At 60.0% G+C, this 19731-nt stretch carries 19 protein-coding genes; 15 read left to right on the top strand and 4 right to left on the bottom strand.

Annotation, left to right across the window (positions count from 1 at the left end):
- The coding region (locus LN450_RS03325) for an IS3 family transposase (RefSeq protein WP_178345348.1) at positions 1 to 137 on the top strand (137 nt) is incomplete at its 5' end.
- Positions 138 to 360: 223 nt separating this feature from the next.
- Here LN450_RS03325 and LN450_RS03320 read toward each other — a convergent pair.
- The 3 genes from LN450_RS03320 to LN450_RS03310 all read right to left on the bottom strand — a co-directional run bounded on the left by LN450_RS03320 (position 361) and on the right by LN450_RS03310 (position 2535).
- Positions 361 to 1284, bottom strand: a complete 924-nt coding sequence (locus LN450_RS03320; RefSeq protein ID WP_074038393.1) for a replication initiator protein A — start codon at positions 1282 to 1284, stop codon at positions 361 to 363.
- 330 nt (positions 1285 to 1614) lie between these two features.
- On the bottom strand, positions 1615 to 1791 hold the full coding sequence (locus LN450_RS03315; protein WP_228892613.1) for a hypothetical protein: 177 nt from the start codon (positions 1789 to 1791) through the stop codon (positions 1615 to 1617).
- A gap of 78 nt (positions 1792 to 1869) precedes the next feature.
- On the bottom strand, positions 1870 to 2535 hold the full coding sequence (locus LN450_RS03310; RefSeq protein WP_228892612.1) for a hypothetical protein: 666 nt from the start codon (positions 2533 to 2535) through the stop codon (positions 1870 to 1872).
- 1272 nt (positions 2536 to 3807) lie between these two features.
- Between LN450_RS03310 and LN450_RS03305 the strand changes: the two genes are divergently transcribed.
- The 14 genes from LN450_RS03305 to LN450_RS03240 all read left to right on the top strand — a co-directional run bounded on the left by LN450_RS03305 (position 3808) and on the right by LN450_RS03240 (position 18810).
- Positions 3808 to 4581 (top strand): DotI/IcmL/TraM family protein, encoded by a 774-nt coding sequence (locus LN450_RS03305; RefSeq protein WP_074038392.1) that lies wholly within the window; start codon positions 3808 to 3810, stop codon positions 4579 to 4581.
- An 11-nt stretch (positions 4582 to 4592) separates the two neighbouring features.
- Positions 4593 to 5747: a DotH/IcmK family type IV secretion protein gene (locus LN450_RS03300; protein ID WP_074038391.1), complete on the top strand. Its 1155-nt coding sequence runs from the start codon at positions 4593 to 4595 to the stop codon at positions 5745 to 5747.
- Positions 5748 to 5758: 11 nt separating this feature from the next.
- On the top strand, positions 5759 to 7090 hold the full coding sequence (gene traO / locus LN450_RS03295; protein ID WP_074038390.1) for a conjugal transfer protein TraO: 1332 nt from the start codon (positions 5759 to 5761) through the stop codon (positions 7088 to 7090).
- Between the two features lie 37 nt (positions 7091 to 7127).
- A complete protein-coding gene (locus tag LN450_RS03290; protein ID WP_074038389.1) occupies positions 7128 to 7991 on the top strand; it encodes a hypothetical protein in 864 nt (287 codons plus the stop codon).
- Positions 7992 to 8003: 12 nt separating this feature from the next.
- Positions 8004 to 8537: a conjugal transfer protein TraQ gene (gene traQ, locus LN450_RS03285; protein WP_074038388.1), complete on the top strand. Its 534-nt coding sequence runs from the start codon at positions 8004 to 8006 to the stop codon at positions 8535 to 8537.
- 24 nt (positions 8538 to 8561) lie between these two features.
- Positions 8562 to 9032 carry a DUF6750 family protein gene (locus LN450_RS03280; protein WP_074038387.1) on the top strand — a complete coding sequence of 157 codons (471 nt, stop codon included), beginning with the start codon at positions 8562 to 8564 and terminating at the stop codon, positions 9030 to 9032.
- A gap of 49 nt (positions 9033 to 9081) precedes the next feature.
- Positions 9082 to 9834, top strand: a complete 753-nt coding sequence (locus LN450_RS03275; protein ID WP_074038386.1) for an HNH endonuclease — start codon at positions 9082 to 9084, stop codon at positions 9832 to 9834.
- 11 nt (positions 9835 to 9845) lie between these two features.
- On the top strand, positions 9846 to 12911 hold the full coding sequence (locus LN450_RS03270) for a conjugal transfer protein TraU (RefSeq protein WP_074038385.1): 3066 nt from the start codon (positions 9846 to 9848) through the stop codon (positions 12909 to 12911).
- Positions 12908 to 14128, top strand: coding sequence for a conjugal transfer protein TraW (gene traW, locus LN450_RS03265; RefSeq protein ID WP_074038384.1), 1221 nt, complete (start codon positions 12908 to 12910; stop codon positions 14126 to 14128). The genes LN450_RS03270 and traW overlap by 4 nt, the downstream gene beginning before the upstream one ends.
- Entirely contained in the window at positions 14128 to 14721 is a 594-nt protein-coding gene (locus LN450_RS03260) for a hypothetical protein (RefSeq protein WP_033480599.1), read from the top strand. The genes traW and LN450_RS03260 overlap by 1 nt, the downstream gene beginning before the upstream one ends.
- A complete protein-coding gene (locus LN450_RS03255; RefSeq protein ID WP_074038383.1) occupies positions 14718 to 16916 on the top strand; it encodes a DotA/TraY family protein in 2199 nt (732 codons plus the stop codon). Before LN450_RS03260 ends, LN450_RS03255 begins: the two co-directional genes overlap by 4 nt.
- 139 nt (positions 16917 to 17055) lie before the next feature.
- Entirely contained in the window at positions 17056 to 17562 is a 507-nt protein-coding gene (locus tag LN450_RS03250) for a hypothetical protein (protein ID WP_005933813.1), read from the top strand.
- A 10-nt stretch (positions 17563 to 17572) separates the two neighbouring features.
- Positions 17573 to 18406, top strand: coding sequence for a hypothetical protein (locus LN450_RS03245; RefSeq protein WP_228892611.1), 834 nt, complete (start codon positions 17573 to 17575; stop codon positions 18404 to 18406).
- 11 nt (positions 18407 to 18417) lie between these two features.
- Entirely contained in the window at positions 18418 to 18810 is a 393-nt protein-coding gene (locus tag LN450_RS03240; protein ID WP_228892610.1) for a hypothetical protein, read from the top strand.
- Positions 18811 to 19173: 363 nt separating this feature from the next.
- Here the strand turns inward: LN450_RS03240 and LN450_RS03235 are convergent.
- A partial coding sequence (locus LN450_RS03235; protein ID WP_228892608.1) for an ATP-binding protein occupies positions 19174 to 19731 on the bottom strand: 558 nt, incomplete at its 5' end.

Genomic DNA, 19731 nt, shown 5'->3' with positions numbered 1-19731 from the left:
ATCCCACCAAGGACGCCGCTCGCGCCGAGGTATTCGACTACATCGAGATGTTCTACAACCCCAACCGTCGCCACGGTTCAACTGGCGACCTGTCCCCTGTAGAGTTTGAACGGCGCTACGCGCAACGAGGGTCTTGAGTGTCTACGGAACCCTGGGCGTATCAGATCGCCGAAACGTCGGCGATATACGACACGTTGGAAAGAGGGGTAGGCGGTTACGTCAAGCCCGTAGGAGCCGTCGAATTGTTCAGATATGCGATCAATCAACGGTCCGGAATGGGCCGGCTTGAGACAATTACGGGGCGTCAGCGCAACAATCTCGCCGAGCATCAGCATTACGCGTCGGCGAAGTACGAGTGCGCTAGTCGTCGACCTGCAGCGTACCTTGTCGCTCTAGCTGTTCGAACCAAGCGAAGCCGTCGATGCGCTGCAATTCTTTGGTCAGCTGCTTACTGTCGCGGGTATAGAACACGATTCGATGGGGCTTTTTGCTGCTGTCCAGCGCCACACGGTAGTCGGGCAGCGCGTCCCGCCTGATGATGTCCCGCACGTCGGATCGGAAGTGCCGCAACGTCTGAATCGAGCCGCTCTTCTGGCGCATGATCTCGATATCGCATTTCCAGATGGCTTTGTCGCCGGCGTGCTTGCGGGCGAGCTCATACAAGCGACGCTCGAGCGATTGGGTTAGCAGGAAGTAGCGGCGGTCGATCGTCAGCACCTCGTAGTGCAGGAAAGCCTTGTACAGCCATTCCGCGACGATGACGACGACCTCGATTACACCTCTTCCGTTCTTGGTTCGCCGTGTGACTGTGTAGTCCTCGATCCAGCCAAAGCCCCTCGTTTCTTCCTCTCCACCTGTGGCGATGTTGGTCTCTATCGTCGTACCTTTCAATCGGCGCAACATGTCGATCATATTGTCGTAAGCCTTGCCGCCCGGATCTCGCTCGGTGCCTGTCAGAAACGCGTAGGTGTCAATCTTCACGGTGCGGGAAATGGGCAATCCCGCCTGCCGTGCTTCGATGATCTGCGACCCCACGTACAGCAGGAGATCCTTGTCGAAAACAGTGGCCGCCCCTAACACGGACGGGATGACTTTCACCCGCTTTTGAGTCGACGGGCTCACGTATTCTCGAACCTTCGTATACGGCCGCTTAGAGAGGGAGAACAGCGGAAACTCCATGCTGGCCAGGTCGTCCTTGACCGGCCATTCAAGCATGTTTGCCGCGAATAGCTCCGTCTGCGTGTACGATTTGTATTGCCCTTTGGGCACGGGTGTTGCTGCCATTGATCCGGCCTCCGGTCCTTATGTCTCAACAGATCTTACAAAGCATGTTCGAATGCGCGCGCCGTCTTTGTGCCTCACGAGCGAAGAGCGACAGGAGAGCCAAAGCGATCGCGGAACAGCCGCAGTTCAACAGGATCGTTGACTCCCAGCGGGCCACGTGGCCTTGCTTGAGGTCAATGGGGGTAACAGCTATCATGTGACTATCCAGACTTCGCTCCTAGACGGGCCTTGGCTCTGGTAGAAGCCCGGTTTGGTAGCCGCCAGCCGGGCTTCGCTCATTTCGCTTTAATTAATTTGCCATATTTTGGCGGATTATCCTAATTACCGCGCTCAAACTGCAATTTCCTCTTCTTCTTGCTCGATTTCTTCGTCGGCGCGCACATCGTCGGATTCATCAGCCTGCCAAGCCGCGTTGACGGCCTGCGTATCGTAGACCTTCATGACGTCCAGCACGCAAAGCTGGCCGCGCACGCGCACCACTAACCCGCGCCGGTCGCCGCGCTCCATACTTCCGTTATCCCATGCTCGGCACTGGCTGCGATAGCTGAACGTCGGGCCTTGCCAACCAGCGAATGCGGTGAATGATCAGCCTTCGCACTCCCGATAAGGGCCGCAGCTGAAACCGCCGTCGTTGATGTATTCGCGTCCATGCACCACGAAGGTGGGCACGCTGGTAATTCCGTCGTTGGAATTCGCGAGTTTGTCGGCGCAGTACACGTGCCCCCACGTTGCGTAGGAAGCCTCAATCGCCTGCATGCCGTCACGGTAGCTTTCCAAGGAAAACGTGTTGCGCCACGGCTGAAAGTCGATGGCACGATTCGTTTTGGACCATCGCCATGCGATCAGCGTGCCGACATCGCGCACGTACATCGCAGCCGTCGTCACGCATCTATCTTCATCCCAAACCTTGTATTCGATCCCGTCGAGGGTAGAGCCGACCATCGCACGGCAGTGCGCGACGAAGGCGACGAACTCGTCGTCCGTCAGCGCACACGTCACGCGCCAGAGATGGCGCGGCTCATGGTCGCTGCAGCGCTCCACCATCTTCTCGAGTTCGTTGCATGCGACAGCAAGTCCACGCAGGAACAGCCCGCGCGCCGGACCAACAATGCGCCTTACTGCAACAGCACCGCTTGCAAACATCGCGTGATACTGCTCGACCGTGTACTCGGGATTGAGCCAGGTTCCGGGTTCATGCAGCGCGAACGCTTTTGCAGCGCCCCCAAAGTCGAATCCGAATTGCTCACTCATCGCTTTGCTCCTAGATGATTTGATGCGGCGCGAGGGTGGAGATCCTCACTGCATGGGGACTATTATAGCCTAATTACGTACATACGTACATACGTATTTGAGTAAAAAGATGAGAGAAGGTGTTCGGCATGGCAGACGGTCAAGGGGCCGCCCCGGAAGCCGCACGCGGAGCGCAGAGCTGGCCGCAGGCCAGGTCGAGCACCGAACGGGTGAGGACGGCAGCGCAGCGGCCCTTGAGGGGCTGACGTGCCGGTGTAGACGCTCCAGTCGAGGGTGTAGGGGTGTGTTCATCTCCCCTGCACCCTTGACGACAGAGGGCGACTCGCTCCCTTCCCGCAGGGCGGGAAGGGCGGGGGGATGGGTGGGTGCGGCCAAGCATCCCGCTATGGTTCGCCATCCACAATCCATCGGGCCAGGAAGGTACTGTAAATATTCCCGTAGTGGATCTGTGGAGTTGGTGGTGGCCGGGGCGCGAAAGCGCCAGGATGATGTTTTTTTTTGCTGAACCACGCGTGCTCGTCGTTATGCGAGAACTGTCGGAAGGAATATTGCCGTGAGGGCCAGGTTGCCCGCCTATTCATGGAATGCTTTTCTCCGCGGCGCGAAAGTGCATCACGGCAAGCTTGCCTGTCTCATCGATGGGCAGGCCGTGCTTGTGCGATCGGGACGGAGCGCGGAGCCAGCCGGTGGGTGGCATTTGTGGCCCTGTAGACGCGGCATCTTGAGTTTCCGTTACTACTAATTTTGTTAAAAAAGTTGGTTAACAGCCGCGCGCGTGTTAGCGGCCCGAGCAAAGTCTAAAACGCCCTACGCAGCAAGGCTTTGCACGTTGCGCTTGTCGCTGATGTACGAAATGGCCGTCGCCGATATACGAGCGATTTGTCGCTGATATACGAGGCTATCCATCGGCGATATACGAGAGCGTCAACAGCCTATCCAATGCTTATCCACATTGTCGGCGATGTACGAGTCAGGATCGCTCGACGCTCCCATAGACCCATACGGGCAAAATTCCCTCGTTTCCTTGATTTATGCGGCGTTGCCGGCATCCAGCAGCTTCCGGAGATGTCGGCTATATACGGAATAGACCTGAAATTGTCGGCGATATACGACCAGCCATTTGCCTATGGAAGCGTTCCCTGCGTTCCGTATTCAATCCTGCATGGGAAGTTGTGGCTATCTCTCCTGATGCGATGAAAGCCGGCTATTCTCGCGCTTCAGCCCTTGCCGTTTTTCGCATAGTGGTTATAATACGGAAAAGGAGGTGGTTCGATGACCGCACTGAGTGAAGCAAACCGGGAACGGGCCGCAGCTGCTGGCTCGCTCCCTCCAAGGGACCAGACCGAGTCCAATGCAGCATGCACGAATGCGGGGAACGAGCAGCTTGCAGAGATCGCTGCCGAACTCCATCAGACCGCCGATGCTATTGAGCCAGCGTTACGGATGGAAAAGGATCGCAAGCACCTGCAGTTCATCGCAGGCTCTGCGGTCAAGCTGAACTTCATTCTCGCAGCTGCCCTGCTCGTTAGTGTGATTGCAAACGGTGTGCTCGGCTGGCGTGCGTTCAACCCTGACCGTCAGTATTTTGCCTCCGACAACGGCCGAATTTTCCCGTTGATCCCGATGTCGCAGCCGTATCGCAAAGCGGCCGATGTCATCCAGTACGCGAAGGACACGATGAATCGCTCCTTCACGATGGATTTCCTTAACTGGCGTCAACAGCTCGAGGACGTGCGTGGCAACTACACGCGCGACGGCTTCAAGTCGTTCATCGCGTCGCTGCAAACCTCCGGCGTACTTGCGACCGTCCGCGATCGCCGAATGAACATGTCGATCACTGCCGGCACTGGCGTTCTCACGAAGGAGGGCGTCGAGAACGGCGTCTATGTGTGGTACGTCGAGATGCCGATCGAGGTCAAGCTCTCCGGGCAGACATCCGAGCTCCCTGCGCAGCGCTTCCTCGCAACGGTTCGGATTGAGCGGGTTTCGACGCTCGACTCCATTGAAGGCATCGGCGTCGGCCAAATGGTGACGAAGCCGATTTGAGGACTCGAACGATGAAACGACTCGCCCTTTTTCTCGTTGTACCGTTGGCAGCCACTTCGCTCGCACCGGCGATGGCTCAGAACGCGCAGCAACCTCAGTCTCAACCGGCGCAGCAAAGCGCCGCACCGGCCGCGCAAGGCGTCGCTTCGCCGGCGCCGCAGTGGGTAAATGCCGCAGCGCCGAACGGCAGCTTTCCGCCGCCGCCTGGCCAAGCGCCAATGAGCTCGCAGCAGCAACTCCAAAATGCGTTCCCGCAAACCAACTATGGAGCGGCGAATTATGCTGTGCCCGGACAACCTCCGCAGGGCTACCCGCAGCAGTATTCGGCGGGAGGCGTGCCTCAAAACGGCGTCGCGCCGCTGCCACCGCTTGCGCCTCCGAGCAATTTCGAGCGCGCGGAACAAGTCGTTTCGCCGTTCAGCAACGACGAGATCATCAGGCTGCGTCACCAGCTCGATGACTCGCGCAAGGCAAAGGCTTATCACCCTGTTCGAACCGTGCCGCGGATCAGCAGTATTTCCGTCGACCTCTCGCCGGGTGCTGCGCTTCCGATTGCACGTGTGCTGCCCGGCGAGCAGACGACGCTCGTGTTCGTGGATTCGACCGGCGCGCCGTGGCCGCTCGCAGTTGCGCCGCGCGTTTCCGATCCGCGCTACTTCGATGTCGAGTGGTTGCAGGGCACGCCGTCTGTCGTGATCTCGGCTCTGTCTGCCTATGAAGACGGCAATGTCACGGTCTTTCTGCAGGGGATGGCGACGCCCGTGGTGGTGAAGCTGGCAACTGGTGAGCCGGATTCGAAAGAAAAGAGCCGCGTCGTCGACTATCGCCTTGATCTGCGTGTGCCAGGCCGTGGCCCAAATGCACAGGCGCCGTTCCTCGGGGCGGGTCGCATCGCGCTGTACGACGACACGATGCAGGCATTCCTCGACGGCATCCCGCCTCGCGACGCAAAGCGCGTGACGGCGCATGGTGATGTGCCGGCGCGCACGCAGGTGTGGCAGTACGGCGACGCGATGTTCGTTCGCACGAACTACGACATTCAGACGGCATTCGATCAGAGCATGTCTGCGGCCGACGGCACGCGCGTCTATCGGCTATCGCCGACCCCTTACGTCACGTTGTCCGAACTTGGCCGGTCCGTGACGCTCGAACTCGACATCAATTGAGAGGCCAGAGCATGAGCACACAATCGGACGTCGGCCGCCAGAGCAAAGTCGTCGTGATCGGGGTGATAGTGGCGGCTTCGGCTATCAGTTATATCGCTGCGACATACTTTGCAGATAGTACGCGCAAGCAATCGCAGATCAGCAACGTGCAGACCCAAGGGCGCGGGACGCCGACCAAAGAAAGCGAGCAATACTCGCAGGTTCTCGACAAGTACAACCGCACCAAAGCGAATGACGCGGAACAAAGTGGACAGTCGTATCTCTCGGTACTTTCGAGCCGCACGAATAAGGTCAACGAACAGCCTGCGAGTGCGCCGCAGGCCCAACCGCAGGTCGTCTATTACCAGCAGCCGGCCCAGCAGCAAAACCCTCAGCAGGATCAGCAGCGACAAAAGGAAGTCGCGGACCAGATGCAGGGCTTGATGGCGAACTGGGCGCCGGTGGCGCACGGTACTGCGCGCGTTTCGACGGACAGTGTGGATTACGCGAAGTCGCTTACGCGGGTGTCGGCCAACGAAGAGACTCAGCAAGCCGCAGCGGCGGCGGCCGCCGCCGCGAAGGTCAAGGTGGTTGATGACTTCGCGCTCGTTCCGGCCATGCTGCAGACGGCTATCGATACGGATGAGAACTCTGTCGTGCGTGCCTATATCCCGAATGGCCAGTATGCGGGTGCGTTGTTGTTTGCGATGGGATACAAGCGCATCACCAACACGGTGGACATGACCTTCAGCTATATGAAGTGGCAAGGCCACTCGTACAAGATCACGGCGAAAGCTATGGGTCAGGACACGATGCGCACGGCGCTGTCCGGCGACGTGAACAACCGTTACTTCTCGCGCATCATCATTCCGGCGATCGCGATGGGTATCGGACGAACCGGTCAGCTCTTCGAACAGTCGGCGGCGCAGAACATCATCACGCCGCAAGGCGGGGTGATCCAGACATATCCGTCGACTCCGAAGTGGGGTGCGGTGGGCGGAACGATTGCCGGGGGCATAGGCAACCAGGCGGGTCAGGTGCTGGCCAATGACGCGGCGAACATGCCGGTGAAGCAGGTTCTCATTCCGAAGGACACGCCGATCTGGATTCAGTTTATCGGTCCGGTGCTCGCAAGCGACGACGTGGCCGCCGGCGCTACAGGTCCGACGCAGCCTGTGCAGCCGATGCAACCAGGAACCGATCCGCTCGGCGCGGTTAGCCAGCCTGCATCGCAGCCGCCTCGCCAAAACTTCCCGTCAGTGGCTCCGAATAGCGGTTACGGCAACACGCCGTACAACATGCCCGGTGACACACGTCCGGCCTACTACCAGCCGCCGGGAGACGGCTACTACCCTCGGTATTAAGTCCGTACAATGGTAATTATACGAAAAGGTGCCAAATATGAGCGACCCGACAGATAAAGACAAACAGCCGGAGTATTCCGGAGTGGATATTTTCAATATGAAGCCGGACACGAAGGCTGGGGATCAAGCCGGCAAAACGCAGGACCGCGCAGCTCACGCGGCTAAGCCGAGAGCTGCCGCATTACAGGGCTTTGCGTCGAAGCTTGGGCCGGCGCATTTCGCGGTAGCTGCACTGGTCATCGCGGGGGCATGGATCGCATGGCCGTATATGTTCGGGGGTTCGTCGGGCGACACTGCCACGACGACGCGCATGCTCATCCCAGATCAAGCGATGAGTGACGCAAACCGAGCACAACAGCAGTATCAGGTGAGTGCCAATCAGGCCCCGGCGTCAGCTCCGACGACGCCGGCTTCGAGCCCGGCAGCAACCGACGTAGCCTTGGCAGGTGTCGCATCAGTGGCGACGGCCGCCACGGCCGCATCGTCGCCACTGCCGGCAAGCGAAACAGCAGCGCAGGCGCAGTCGGCGAAGGAAGCAGAGCTGCAAGCGAAGGTCGATGACCTTCAGGGCAAACTCGCCGCAGCGGAGGCTCAGCCGGCGAAGTGCCCCGCAACGGCTGCCGCGGCAACCGCGAGCGTTAGCAAGCCGAAGCATCGCGTGAGACGCGTGTCGACCACGCCGCGCCGCTACGCAACCAGCACAACGGTGATGCGCATCGGGACTGGAACGACGAAACCCGGCGATTTCACTCTCAACACGGTCTACCGGGATCAGGCGTGGATTCAGAACTCTGAACGCACCTATGTCGTCCAGGCCGGCGATGTGATCGACGGCATGCGCATCGTCCGCGTCGACGCTTCGACGCGCCAAGTGGTGACGTCGCTCGGCACCATTCGATAGGAGCGTTGCGCTATGGATCTGGCTCAGATGGTTGTCCATTTCGCCAGCACGTTTTCGGTGGCGATGTGGCGATTGCTTTGGGTGTTCGGCGCGTTGGTCGGCACGCTCTATGTCGGTAACTCGCTGTTGCGCATGCAGCGCGCGTCGCGCTTGCCGGGGCAGTCTCCGGTGACGTTCGGTGACATTCTGCCGATCATTTTGATCGGTGGCCTGCTGTTAAACCTGTCGCAATTCATCAACGCGACGTGGAACTCGTTTGGAACCGGTACCGTGAGCTACGGACCGATTTCGTACAGTGGGGCGGCCGACTTCGGGCGCTTTGCGGACGCAATCAATGCCGTGCTGACGCTCGCGAGAGTCGCCGGCGGCGTCTTCTTTTTCAGAGGCGTCGTCATTCTGAAGAAGGCATCGATGGACGGGCAGTCGTCGCATGGTGCCGATGATTCTGTCTGGCGCGCCCTCACCCACATGGTGGGTGGGGCGATGCTGGTTCAGATCCCGGATGTAATCGAGGCGTTCCGGCAATCTTTCGGCCTCTACTGGTAGTTCCATCTTGATAGGAGAAAGTGAATGAAAAAGGCAATGCTTAAGCCCGTCGAGTGGCTCGGGGACCTGGGGCGCAAAGCGCACATCACCGCGTCGGCGAAGTGCGCCGACTATGTGGAATCGCGCACGCCGCGCGAGCGCCGAATCATGCTGGCCAGCGCGGCCCTGACGTTCACCGGTCTGTGTGTAGCAACGGCTGCCCACGCCGATGGTCAAGGCCTCGCCGGCATGGCCGATACGGCCGCCCAGCAGGGCGACTCGATCAAGACCAGTGCCGGCAAGCTGTTCGCGGCCGGCGGCTTCGTTGGTGCGGCTTACGGCGGCTACAACTGGTGGCGGAAGGGCAAAGACGGGGAGCACAGCCAGGTCAAGGGCAGCCAGATTTTCGTCCCTATTCTGGCCGGCGCGGTCCTCGGCGCGATCGGTTACGTGATGATCAAAGCCGGCGAAACTGTGGGTATCCAAAGCTCCGCGCAAGGGCAACTTCCGCAATGACCGCTCTGATAACACGGGGGAGGGCGGTTGCTTAACCGCCCAACTAGCGATGACGACAGACCGAACCGACATTCACGACCCGGCCGCCGTCGAGCTCGACAAGGTGCTGCCCAAGCCCAACTTGGGCAGCAATTTCGAGAAGGCAGCGTATCCGACCCTGCTCTTTTCGACCAAGAGCCGCGTGTGGGGCGACAAGCACCTTGACGCGGTGGAGCCGACGGAGCCGGAATTCGAGCGCCAGGATTTGCGCCGTAAGGCGCTCGTCGCTGACGGGCACCGCTGCATGTTCTGCGGTTTTTACTCGTCGCAAAACCAGGTTCATAACCTGAGCGACAACCATTGGGACGTGGGGTCAGAGAACCTGCGCGCCGCAGATCACCTGTGTCACGGCTGGAACCACCTCGGCGAGCTGGGCGAAGGCAACGCTGTGATCGCCTATCTGCCGGGGCTGAGTGCGCAGGATGCAAACCACCTGCAACGCACGATCATCGTCGCACTGCGATCCGACGATCCAGCGGTGCGGGAGGATGCGAAGAAATTGCTGAACTGGATGGCCTCGCATCGCGACTACGCGAAAGACGCGTGGGGCACGAGCGACCCGGCTGTTTTCGCCGAGGCGATCGTTCGCCTCGAGGAGCAGGACCGGGAAAAGCGTGAGGTTGTGTTCGAAGACCTCGCTGTAGTTTTCAACCCTGGCCCGTACACGCAAGTCGCTGCGACATGGGCGCGTGAGTCTTACGGCACGTTGCCGGTGGGCAAGTGGGGCCAGGTGTATCACGACGTTATGAACGCGCCTGCATAAGAGGAACGAATATGGGCTTTCTGGACAGGGGTGTAACAGCGATCGAGGACACGCTCGCTTATCTCGCGCGTTACTGGATCGGCAAGGACTTCGCCGGATACTGCGAGCTGGCCACGGCCGTGGGCCTCACGGAAGAAGACATCAAGCGGTACCCGGGCCTGAAAGACCCGTATATCGTGGTCGACAACAAGCTCGCGCTGCTGACCGCGTTCGACGTGCAGGGCACCTATCAGATCCTTTCCGATCAAGACTTCGGGAAGATGATCGATAACCTGCGCGTGAAGATGAACGGTTACATGAAGCGGTACGGTCACTCAATCACGTTCGGTTTCGAGCGCGATCCTGATCGCTCGCTCGACGAGCTGATGCGCCTCGTCGAACCGCAGATCAACGCAGCTCGCCGCATTGGTCTCAAGTCGGAGGACATCATTCTGGACCGTGTGCGTCGCAACGCGCCCCTCGTCGCGTGGGAACAGAATCTGATGATCGTGTACACGCACATGAACGTGATGAGCCCCGAAGAAATGAAGCGGGAGATCAAGGAGCGGTCACTGGACGCGCAAAAGCACGGGCTTCCACGTATCGATTTCGGCCAGAGCCCCGCGTCGGTCCTGATGGCAATGAAGTATCGTCATGACACGATGATCGAGCGCGTGCGCCATGATTTCGAGCGCTGCGGCTCGGACGGCCGACCGGGCATTATGCTGCGGCCGATCAGCGCACACGAAGCAATCAAGCGCGTGCGCATCATGGTCAATCGCGAGCGGACGTCGCAGAAATTCCGGCCGGTGCTTCCAGGCGACAGTTTCATCGCGCACGGACGGGAGGACATGCAGGATCATTCGGACCTGACGGCGCCGCCGGTCAACTACCAGATCTGCACGAACGACGTCACGAACCATCGCGAGATCATCAAGACGGATGAGCTGTGGCACGGCAATCTATCGATGGAGCTCGGGCCGCAAGAGCCGCAGCCGTTCTCGTCGCTGTTTGCGTCGATCGATCGCGAAATTCCGTGGCGCGTTCGCATCGATTTGAATCCGGGCGGGTTGAACGAGATGCGTGCGCGGCAAATGATGGTGGCGTTTGTCGGGATGCTGCCGAGCAATCGCCAAATTCGCCAGTCGTTCATCGACCTCAACGAGCGCACGAAAGAGGACGCGATCTGCTCGATGAAGTTCGCCGTGTCCACGTGGTCGCCATCCGAACGTGAGACGAAGCGCCGAATGGCCGCGCTGGAGAAGTCGATCCAGTCGTGGGGCATTTGCCAGGTCACGTCGGTTCACGGCGACCCGATGGCCGCATGGGCGTCCACTATTCCCGGCTTCACGACGAAAAACGTGGCCAATCGCATGGTGCCGCCGCTCCCCGACGCGCTGCATCTGCTGCCGTTGCAGCGGCCGGCGACGCCGTGGGGCGATGGTGGCTCGCTGATCGTTCGGACGCCCGACGGCAAGATCTATCCGATTCAGTTGGGCAGCCGTCTGCAGGACACGTGGATCGAACTCATCAGTTCGCCGCCGGGCAGCGGTAAGTCGGTCCTGATGAACTCGATGAACAGCGCTACCGTCCACCGGCCGGGCAATGTGCGGCTGCCGTTGATGACGATCATCGACGTCGGCCCGTCGTCGTCCGGCCTGATCCAGTTGATCAAAGATTCGCTACCCGTGCATCGCAAGAGCGAGGCGGCGTATCTTCGCCTGCAGAACTCCCTCGAGTACGCGACCAATCCGTGCGACACGCAGCTCGGCGCTCGCTTTCCGACGTCGCGCGAGCAGGAGTTCCTTGTTGACCTGCTGACGCTCTTCTGCACCGACCCGGCGACGAAGAAGGCGCCGTCCGGGTGCTCGCAGGTGAACGAAATGCTGCTGAGAATCGCGTTTGAAGACCGTGCGACGAAGAATCCGCACATGTACGAGCCGCATATTGACCGAACGGTCGACGCGGTGCTCGAATCGTCCGGGTTGAAGTCGCAATACTCGGAGGAGTGGTGGTCGGTCGCGAAATGGTGGGAAGTCACCGACATGCTGTTCCAGGCAGGTTATGTACGCGAGGCGTCGCTTGCGCAACGCCAAGCTGTCCCGTTTCTGCCGGACTTTGGCGCCTATCTGAAGGACCAGTCGATCCGCGATCTGTTCGATGAGGCCAAGGTTCCAGGCACGAACGAGCCGCTTCTCAAGTACATGTACCGCTGCTTCACGGTCGCGACGTCGAATTACGCTCTGTTCGCCGGCCGCACGCGCTTCGAGCTCAACAGCGATACTCGCATCATCTCGATCGACCTGAACGACGTGATTGGCGGCAAAACGCCCGAGGGCATGCTCCGCACCGCGGCGATGTACATGTTCGCGCGGCAGATGGCCGCCAAGAACTACTTCCTTCGGGAGGAGGTGGTTTTGCCGGTGGTCCCCCAGATGTATCAGGAGTATCACCTGAAGCGTGTTGCGGACGTGCAAGACGAGCAGAAGACCATCGCTTACGACGAAGTGCATAACACGGGCGGGCAAGAGGCCTTCGTGCAGACGATGATTAAGGACGGCCGGGAAGGGCGTAAGTGGGGCATTCGCATCGTCAATGCTTCACAATATCTCGCGGATTATCCGACCGAACTGCTTAACGCTGCCACGGCCGTCTATGTCATGCGCGGGGGCAACGCGGCCGACGAAGAAATCCTCCGTTCTGTCTACAGCGTGTCCGAGGAAGCAATCAGGCGGCTGCAACGCGAAGCTGTTGGCCCCGGCCCTGAAGGCGGTAACTTCCTCGCGCTGTTCAAGACGAAGGTGGGCTTTGTCGTGCAGCTCCTTACCAACACCGTCGGCCCGATCGAATTGTGGGCGTTCTCGACAACGCAGGAAGACGTCGCGTTACGTAACCGCCTCTATAAACGAATCGGGCCTTACGAGGCGCGCAAGCTGCTCTCGGAGCACTTTCCGTTGGGCACCGCGCTGGAGACGATTGAGCACATGCGTGCCGAGTCGTCAGAGAGAGAAGACGTGTCTGTTATCGAGCGGCTGGCAAGCAAGGTTGTCGAACGGTACACGCGTAAGAGCACCAAGCAACGTGAGCTGGTCGAATGAAGAACAAGATCGTGATGAGGCCGCTCGCAGCTGCGGTGCTGGCCGGTGGACTGGTGGCGTCGACCCCGGCGTTCGCAATTTGCGACGGCTGCGTGGTGGGTGCGGTCAATGCGGCCAGCAACATGATTACCGGGGCGATTACCGCGATGAACACGTCGCTCAGCACCCTGCTATACAACCTTGGCATGGCGGTCAACGAAAACGGCAACAAGACGGCTAGCACGATCGAGGCAGCCGCACGCGCCCAGCGCGAGAACGATGTGAATATGGAAATGAACCGTCGCATCGAGGACGCTCGCCAACGCTACCAAGTACCCGAAAATATCTGCAGCGAATCAGGCTCTGGTGGTGCTGTCCAGGTCGGCGCGGCCGCCGGTGCCGCGAAGGGCGGGATACGTCCCGGCGGCGGTGCCGCGATCGGCAATTCCGCCATCGCGCAGGCGATCAACTCCCCCCAGCCGGCGCCGGAAATTGACGCATCGCGCGCAGCGAAAATCCACGCGCAGTATTGCGACGCCGACGACTACTCGGCCTACGGTGGGGCTCGCGCCTGCCCGTCCGTCGGTAGCTTGCCGGGCGCGGACAAGCGTATCGACTCAGTTCTGAGCGGAGCGGGCCCAAACGGGAAAGTGCCAGAGCTGACATTCTCGCCAACGCAGACTGACGTGGCGCGGATGTACACGCAGAACTCGATCCGTCGTTCGATCGGCCCGCAGCTGCGCAAGGGCGAAGCGGATACTGTGGCCGGCGCGCAGTATGTCGGTCTGATGACTCAGTACAACGCGATCATCTCGGCCGCATCCGATCCGCAAGACCAGCTCATTGCCGACAGCCAGCCGAACCCGGCGACCAAGGATCTGCTGACCGACGCGCTACAGGCGCCGTCGGCGTCCTTGTACTACAACCAGGTCGCGTCGTCGCAGGCCAAGGCAACCGGGTTGATGTCGGCTCGCGAGTTCGAAGCGTTCGAGGTCGGCCGGCGCTACGCCAATACTGCGTACCAGACGGACCTGCAGGCAATGAGCGGTGACAACCTGATGCGCGAGCAGATCCGCGTAGCATCGCTGAACAACTGGCTGTTGCTCGAACTGAAGAACGAGCTGCGCAAGGGCAACGTCATTAGCGGGGAGGTCCTAGCGAGCCTGGCGCGTCAGGAATACGAGCCGATCCTGACGCAGAAGTACCGGGCAATTAGCGGCCGCATGGGAGGTCAGTAATGGCTACGGCACAAAAAAAGAGCACGCTGCGGACGACGGGCAAGGTCGCGTGGAGGGTGTTCCTCCCGTTTTCGGCAATGAAGCGGACCGTCGTGCTCGCGAAGAAGGAGGTCGAGCGCACGAAGGAAAGCCTTGGCGCCTTGAAAGAGTTGGGCGACGACGCACGCAAGACCATTGTGGAAGGCATCAAGGGGCCGAAGGAGCAGCGTAACGACTCGTTCTCCGACGCGATGAGCAGACGGTCGGCGAATACGCTCAGTGAAGAAGAACTGTACCGCTATTTCCTCGGCAAGAAGCGCATCGCGATTGGGACGGCTACGTTTTTTGCGTTGATGGGCGTCTACGGAATGCTCGGCGGGATCTGGTTCGGCCATAACCGCGGCATTGCGATGGGAGCGATTTCGCTCTTGGCCAGCCAGCCGGTGTTCTTCATTGTCGCGCTGGGTGCGCAGCTTCGCCTTTGGCAGTTGCGCACGCACCGGCTCTCGAAAGAAGAGAAGGGTGGCCTCGGAGACTTCATGCGCGAAGTGAAAGGATGGTGGTGGATGACGCTCGATCCCGAGTTCGGCCGCAAACGGGGAACGCATGCATGAGAACCTCGCGTATCCTCGCCGGCCTGATGGCAGGCATGGCAACGCTGCTGTCGCGGCCGGCGTTGGCGCAAAGCACATCGCTCGGCGAGATCACGCAGGCGGCGCAACGCTCCGGCGACAAATCGCGCGAAGCGCTCGTGTCTATCTACGGCAATGTCGTAAACAACCCGCTCGCCACGGGCGGCGCCGGCGGCAGCGATACGATCTTGGCCGAGATCTTCCAGGTTGCGAACGGCGCGCTGCTTGTCGTCGGCGCCTTCTTCGCGTGCTATGTGATGTTTAAAAAGGTGTCGCAGACGGCGCACGATGGTGCCGTGTTCGACCGCGAGAAACACACGATGTGGGGGCCCATCCGGATCGTGTGGGGCCTTGCCTCGCTCGTTCCGACCGCGAACGGTTGGTCACTCGCGCAGTTGCTGATGCTGTGGGGTGCCTCACTGATGGGCGTAGGCATCGCCAATCTCGGCGTCGACGCTTCTGTTTCTGCTTTCGAGAATGGCCAGTCGATGGTCGTCCAGCCGGTGATGCCCAGCACGGTGAACCTTGCGCATAGCGTGTTTGAGTCGGATTTGTGCATGCACACGATCAACGCAGGCCTCGCACAAGCCGAGTCGAGTGGTGCGCTCGTGACTCAGGACGGGTACATCCAGCAGTCACCGACGAATTCCGGGTTCGTGTTGAAGAATTCAAGCTTCGTATGCGGCGGTGCCGACATCAATAACGATCTTCAACCGCAGTCGCATTCCACCGGCTGGTTTAGCGGCACGATCGACACGTCCGATATTCGTCGCGCGCATCTGCAGGCGCTTCAGGCAATGCAGTCGAGCCTGACGTCAGCTGCGCAAGGCTTCGTCAACGCCGTGGTGCAAAAGCAGAGCGGGGGAGGCGGCGCGCTGCCTGACGCGGAGATTGCGATCCAGTCGGCAGCGCAGCAGTACGAGAACACCATCAGCAGCATTGCGGCTACGAAACAGGGCAACATCGCGGCTCTCGCGAGCCAGTTGAGCTCGTCGATCAAGGAAGGCGGGTGGTGGACGCTCGGCGCGTGGTACCAGACATTCGCGCAGGCCAATACGAAACTATCTGACGCTGTGGCGGCCAAGGCGTCGGTCTACGGCATGTCGTCCGAAGGCGATCCTTCGATGCTGACGGTCTATCAAAGCGCGATGGCGGCGTACAAGGCGCAACAGGCGACGTCGACGTACACGCCGACGCTCGGCACAACGAGCACGGGCGACTACTCGAAAGGCGCAGCCGGCTCGGATGCGAACAAGATCATCGGCAGTTTCTTCAACGCGCCGGGCCAGCGGATCGTCAACTACATGATCGACATCAACGCCGGGGGCGAAGGGCGTGGCCAGGTCAATCCGCTCATCAAGATGAAGAACCTCGGCGACTATACGATGGCGGCCGCCGAGACTGGCCTCGGAGCCTACGTGACGGCTAAGGCGATCGCGCAAGTCAAGGAGGGGTGGAGCGCGGCTGGCATGTTCGCGAAGGTTGCGAACGCCGTGTCGTCGATCGGCGATGCCCTGCAGGGCGTGCTCGATGCGATGTCGCCGTTCCTAGTGATGGCGATCATCGCGCTGTTCATTCTCGGCGGCACCCTGTCGACGTACCTGCCGATGGTTCCGTTTATCATCTGGTTCGGTGCGGCCGTGAACTGGCTGGTCGTGGTTGGCGAAGCGATAATTGCCGCGCCGCTGTGGGCGATCACGCACCTGGGAGGCGAGGGCGATGGCCTCGGTCATCGCACAGCGCACGGCTACATCTTCCTGCTGAACGTGATGGTGCGTCCGATCCTGATGGTGATCGGGTTCTTCCTTGGCGGTGCAGGCATCATTGCAGGCGGTACGCTGCTGAACCAGACGTTCGGCATCGCGCTGGCCAACGCGCAGTTTGATTCGGTGACGGGGCTTTTCAGCATTATCTTTTTCCTGACGATCTACGCGTCGATGTGCCTGAACCTCGTGCATAGCTGCTTCAACCTGATCTTCATCGTGCCGGACCAGGTGATCAATTGGGTGGGCGGTCATGCTGCGGCCACGGTCGGACGCGAGGACAATGATCGCATGCGCAACGCGCTCAACGTCTTCTCGAACAAGCTGGAGCACATGCTGCTCGGTGGTCGCGGAGGCGGTGGTCGAGGACCTAGCGCCGGTGGCAACAAGGCCGGTGACGGGATCAAGGCATGATGTGAATAGGGGCTGGCTCGTAAGATTCGGCCCTTATCAAGGGTGTTGGCTTTTGTCAATAGCACATGCTAGGATGAACCCCGGTAAATTCCGTATGCAAGACGTGACACAAAATTAATGCATGCCAAGGAGGACAATAATGAACATCGTCTGGTATGTGCTCCGCCCGTTCTATCTGCTTGGCCTGTTGCTGGCTGTGCCGCTGTTCTTCGTCGTGGCCAACCACGCCGGCAAGGATCTTGAGGTGTCGGTGCCGCTGCTGGTCGGCTGCTTGGGTTATTTCGCGCTCGGGTACCTGCTGCTGAAGGCGTTGCCGGACTTCCTGCGTGGCCGGGTGCTGGCCCGTGTCGCAGCGTTCAAGGCGAAGGGATTTGCCCCGCAGTGGGAAGTCGTGTCGGTGATCTACAACCGTTACGTAGGCTTCGATCCGAAGGCGCGTAAGGCGCTCTACGTCGACGTCAATGACGGCACCGAAGAGCTGGTTGACTTCGATAGCGTCAATGCGTGGGAGCTGGACGTCGAGAAAAGCAAGCCGGCACTACTGAAGCTACTGACGCGTGTGCCCGCGCTGCCGGTTGTGGGTCTGCGTATCGACCGTCGCAAGGCCGACGAGTGGAAGTCGACCCTCGTCACGATCTTCGGCTAAGGATTGATGGATGACTTTGAAAGCTGGAGCGATGTTGTTGGCCGTTGGCCTTGTACTCGCCGGATGCGATGGCAAAAAAGACTCTGTGCAAGACAGCGCACGGCAGACGAGTGCGTCGCCCGCATCGTTGTTGATCAGCCCGAAACTGCCTGACCCTGACCCTGACCCTGACCCTGACCCTGACCCGGCCGCCACGCAAGCGCCCGCGCTGCCGCAGCCGGACCGCAATGTGCCGACGACCAGCTACGTCGATCTGGACGGCGAAGAGGCGGGCATGGCGCTAACCTACATCGTCTCGGCGAAAAGTCAGGGCACGGTGAGCGACCAGGACAAGCTCAACCGCCTGTCGCCGTCGTATTACAACGAAACGGACGTTTTCAAGAAGAAGGGTCTTGCCGCGACCGAGCTGCCTCGGATCAACGCCGCGTTGGACGAATACCACAAGCACGACTACTACACGCTGCCGGTGTCCGGTTACTCGCAGAAGCCGCTCGGGCTGACGAACGTGACAGTGGGGCAGTACGACTTCAACACGAAAAGTTTTCCGCTGACGAGCTATGGCCAATACTGTTGGGCAGGGATTCTCCGGAATCAGCAAGGGGCGATGCTAAAAATCCTTCCGTCGGATTTCCCGTGTAGTTTGCCCGTCTCGGACGAGCAGCAAGCAAAGCTGATCGAGGCGACACGGGCGCAGAACGCTCTCGCGCTGCAGGGCACGCTGTATTTGTTCGTGCCTCGCGCGGAAAACGGTACGGCGCTGGCCATCGTATCGCGCGCGCACCTCGAACTGGTGAACGCCCAAAGCAAAGCGCCGCTGGCCAGCTTTGACTTTAACAAACGGTAGGAGTAGCAACAATGGAAGCTACAGAGAACGATAGCACTCAACGACGCGCCATGTTTGAGGCGCTGCACCGTGAAAAATCGCAGGCGACTGTTGCATTTCGAGACTACTGGCGTAAAGAGAATGATGCATGGAGAAACGCCGTTAAGGCCGTGAACTCGGTAGTGACCGGCGCCACGCCGGTTTCCGACGCTGAGATTGAAAACTGTCGGCTCGCCATAATGCGGCTTCATCAAATCAAGTGCGTTCTCGGACAATTGATGCTTTCTGTCGGATCGCCTTCGCCAGGCGTCTTAGATGCTGTGATGGATATTATCGCACGCATCGACAAGGACACTGCAGAAGCGACTACGAATCTGAAGTTGATCCTCCAATGGCATGCAGCTGCGAACGTGCGCTCTGCGTAGATGCCGGTTTAAACGGCCTCCAGTGCGGCGGTATTTCGCAATCTTGGTATATATCTATATTGTTGCGTAGCGATAACTCGATAAGACGTGGCAATTATAGCCTTCTATAGGTCATTTGGTGTTGCGTTGCCCAGTGAACGGGGCCGTTGCGGGGCAGGGCGACGGGTTGCGCAACAGGCATCGCCGTCGTTTCAGCCATCGTCGCCCGAAGTGTTGCGCTGAGATGCCCGGCGGTCCTCTTAATCGGACAGGAAATCGTCGCATTCAGCCACCAGCTTCTCAATCACCTCGTCCTGGGCGTCTGCACACGCCAGTAGGATCGTCTTCACCTCTGCGATCTGCACACGTTGGGGATTAGTCGTCTCAGAACGGAATGGTGTCCTCATCGTCCTCAGCACCTTCAGCCGGAGCAGGCGCAGGCGCAGGCGGTTGAGGTTGCTCGGAAGTAGTCTGCTGCCAGTCGGCAGCAATGGCTTGCCAATCGACTGTTCTTTCGACTGGCTGTCCGTTTTCGCCGGTCTCAAGACCTTCCCCTGACCAAACCGTCCAGAAGTCAGGATCATTTGACCGTGGTTGTTGGTCAGCCGGCAGGTTGTTCATCTGCACAAGAACTGGAAGTTCGGAAGCCCAGCCCAGCAAGATGGCGTAGCGTGACGGCAGGGACGGCAGGTCGCGGAGCAGGCCACGCAGGTTGTCGGGCACTAGCTTGTGCACCAGCTCCTGGTCACGGTCATTGCTGATGCGATGAAGCAGGTAGCTGTTGCACTGCGAGAGCACGGTAGGCGAAAGCTCGCTTGGCCGTTGTGATGACAAGACCAGTCCCAGCCCGAACTTGCGACCTTCGCGGGCGATCTTCTCGAAGACCTGGCAACAGATAGCGGCGGAGTTCTGATTCTCCGCATCATCTGCGTAGCGACGAAT

The organism is Xanthomonas euvesicatoria pv. euvesicatoria (genome assembly GCF_020880415.1).
GTDB lineage: Bacteria > Pseudomonadota > Gammaproteobacteria > Xanthomonadales > Xanthomonadaceae > Xanthomonas > Xanthomonas euvesicatoria.
The sequence above is the reverse complement of the archived record's forward strand: the minus strand, read 5'-3'. Positions and strand labels throughout refer to the sequence as shown.

Bases quoted from the DNA above. Each gene is read 5' to 3' on its own strand.
- traW (WP_074038384.1), top strand. From the start codon at position 12,908: ATGAAGAACAAGATCGTGATGAGGCCGCTCGCAGCTGCGGTGCTGGCC.
- traQ (WP_074038388.1), top strand. From the start codon at position 8,004: ATGGATCTGGCTCAGATGGTTGTCCATTTCGCCAGCACGTTTTCGGTG.
- LN450_RS03310 (WP_228892612.1), bottom strand. From the start codon at position 2,535: ATGAGTGAGCAATTCGGATTCGACTTTGGGGGCGCTGCAAAAGCGTTC.
- LN450_RS03315 (WP_228892613.1), bottom strand. From the start codon at position 1,791: ATGGAGCGCGGCGACCGGCGCGGGTTAGTGGTGCGCGTGCGCGGCCAG.
- LN450_RS03260 (WP_033480599.1), top strand. From the start codon at position 14,128: ATGGCTACGGCACAAAAAAAGAGCACGCTGCGGACGACGGGCAAGGTC.
- LN450_RS03275 (WP_074038386.1), top strand. From the start codon at position 9,082: ATGACGACAGACCGAACCGACATTCACGACCCGGCCGCCGTCGAGCTC.
- LN450_RS03300 (WP_074038391.1), top strand. From the start codon at position 4,593: ATGAAACGACTCGCCCTTTTTCTCGTTGTACCGTTGGCAGCCACTTCG.
- LN450_RS03255 (WP_074038383.1), top strand. From the start codon at position 14,718: ATGAGAACCTCGCGTATCCTCGCCGGCCTGATGGCAGGCATGGCAACG.
- LN450_RS03280 (WP_074038387.1), top strand. From the start codon at position 8,562: ATGAAAAAGGCAATGCTTAAGCCCGTCGAGTGGCTCGGGGACCTGGGG.
- LN450_RS03240 (WP_228892610.1), top strand. From the start codon at position 18,418: ATGGAAGCTACAGAGAACGATAGCACTCAACGACGCGCCATGTTTGAG.
- LN450_RS03290 (WP_074038389.1), top strand. From the start codon at position 7,128: ATGAGCGACCCGACAGATAAAGACAAACAGCCGGAGTATTCCGGAGTG.
- LN450_RS03250 (WP_005933813.1), top strand. From the start codon at position 17,056: ATGAACATCGTCTGGTATGTGCTCCGCCCGTTCTATCTGCTTGGCCTG.
- LN450_RS03305 (WP_074038392.1), top strand. From the start codon at position 3,808: ATGACCGCACTGAGTGAAGCAAACCGGGAACGGGCCGCAGCTGCTGGC.
- LN450_RS03320 (WP_074038393.1), bottom strand. From the start codon at position 1,284: ATGGCAGCAACACCCGTGCCCAAAGGGCAATACAAATCGTACACGCAG.
- traO (WP_074038390.1), top strand. From the start codon at position 5,759: ATGAGCACACAATCGGACGTCGGCCGCCAGAGCAAAGTCGTCGTGATC.
- LN450_RS03245 (WP_228892611.1), top strand. From the start codon at position 17,573: ATGACTTTGAAAGCTGGAGCGATGTTGTTGGCCGTTGGCCTTGTACTC.
- LN450_RS03270 (WP_074038385.1), top strand. From the start codon at position 9,846: ATGGGCTTTCTGGACAGGGGTGTAACAGCGATCGAGGACACGCTCGCT.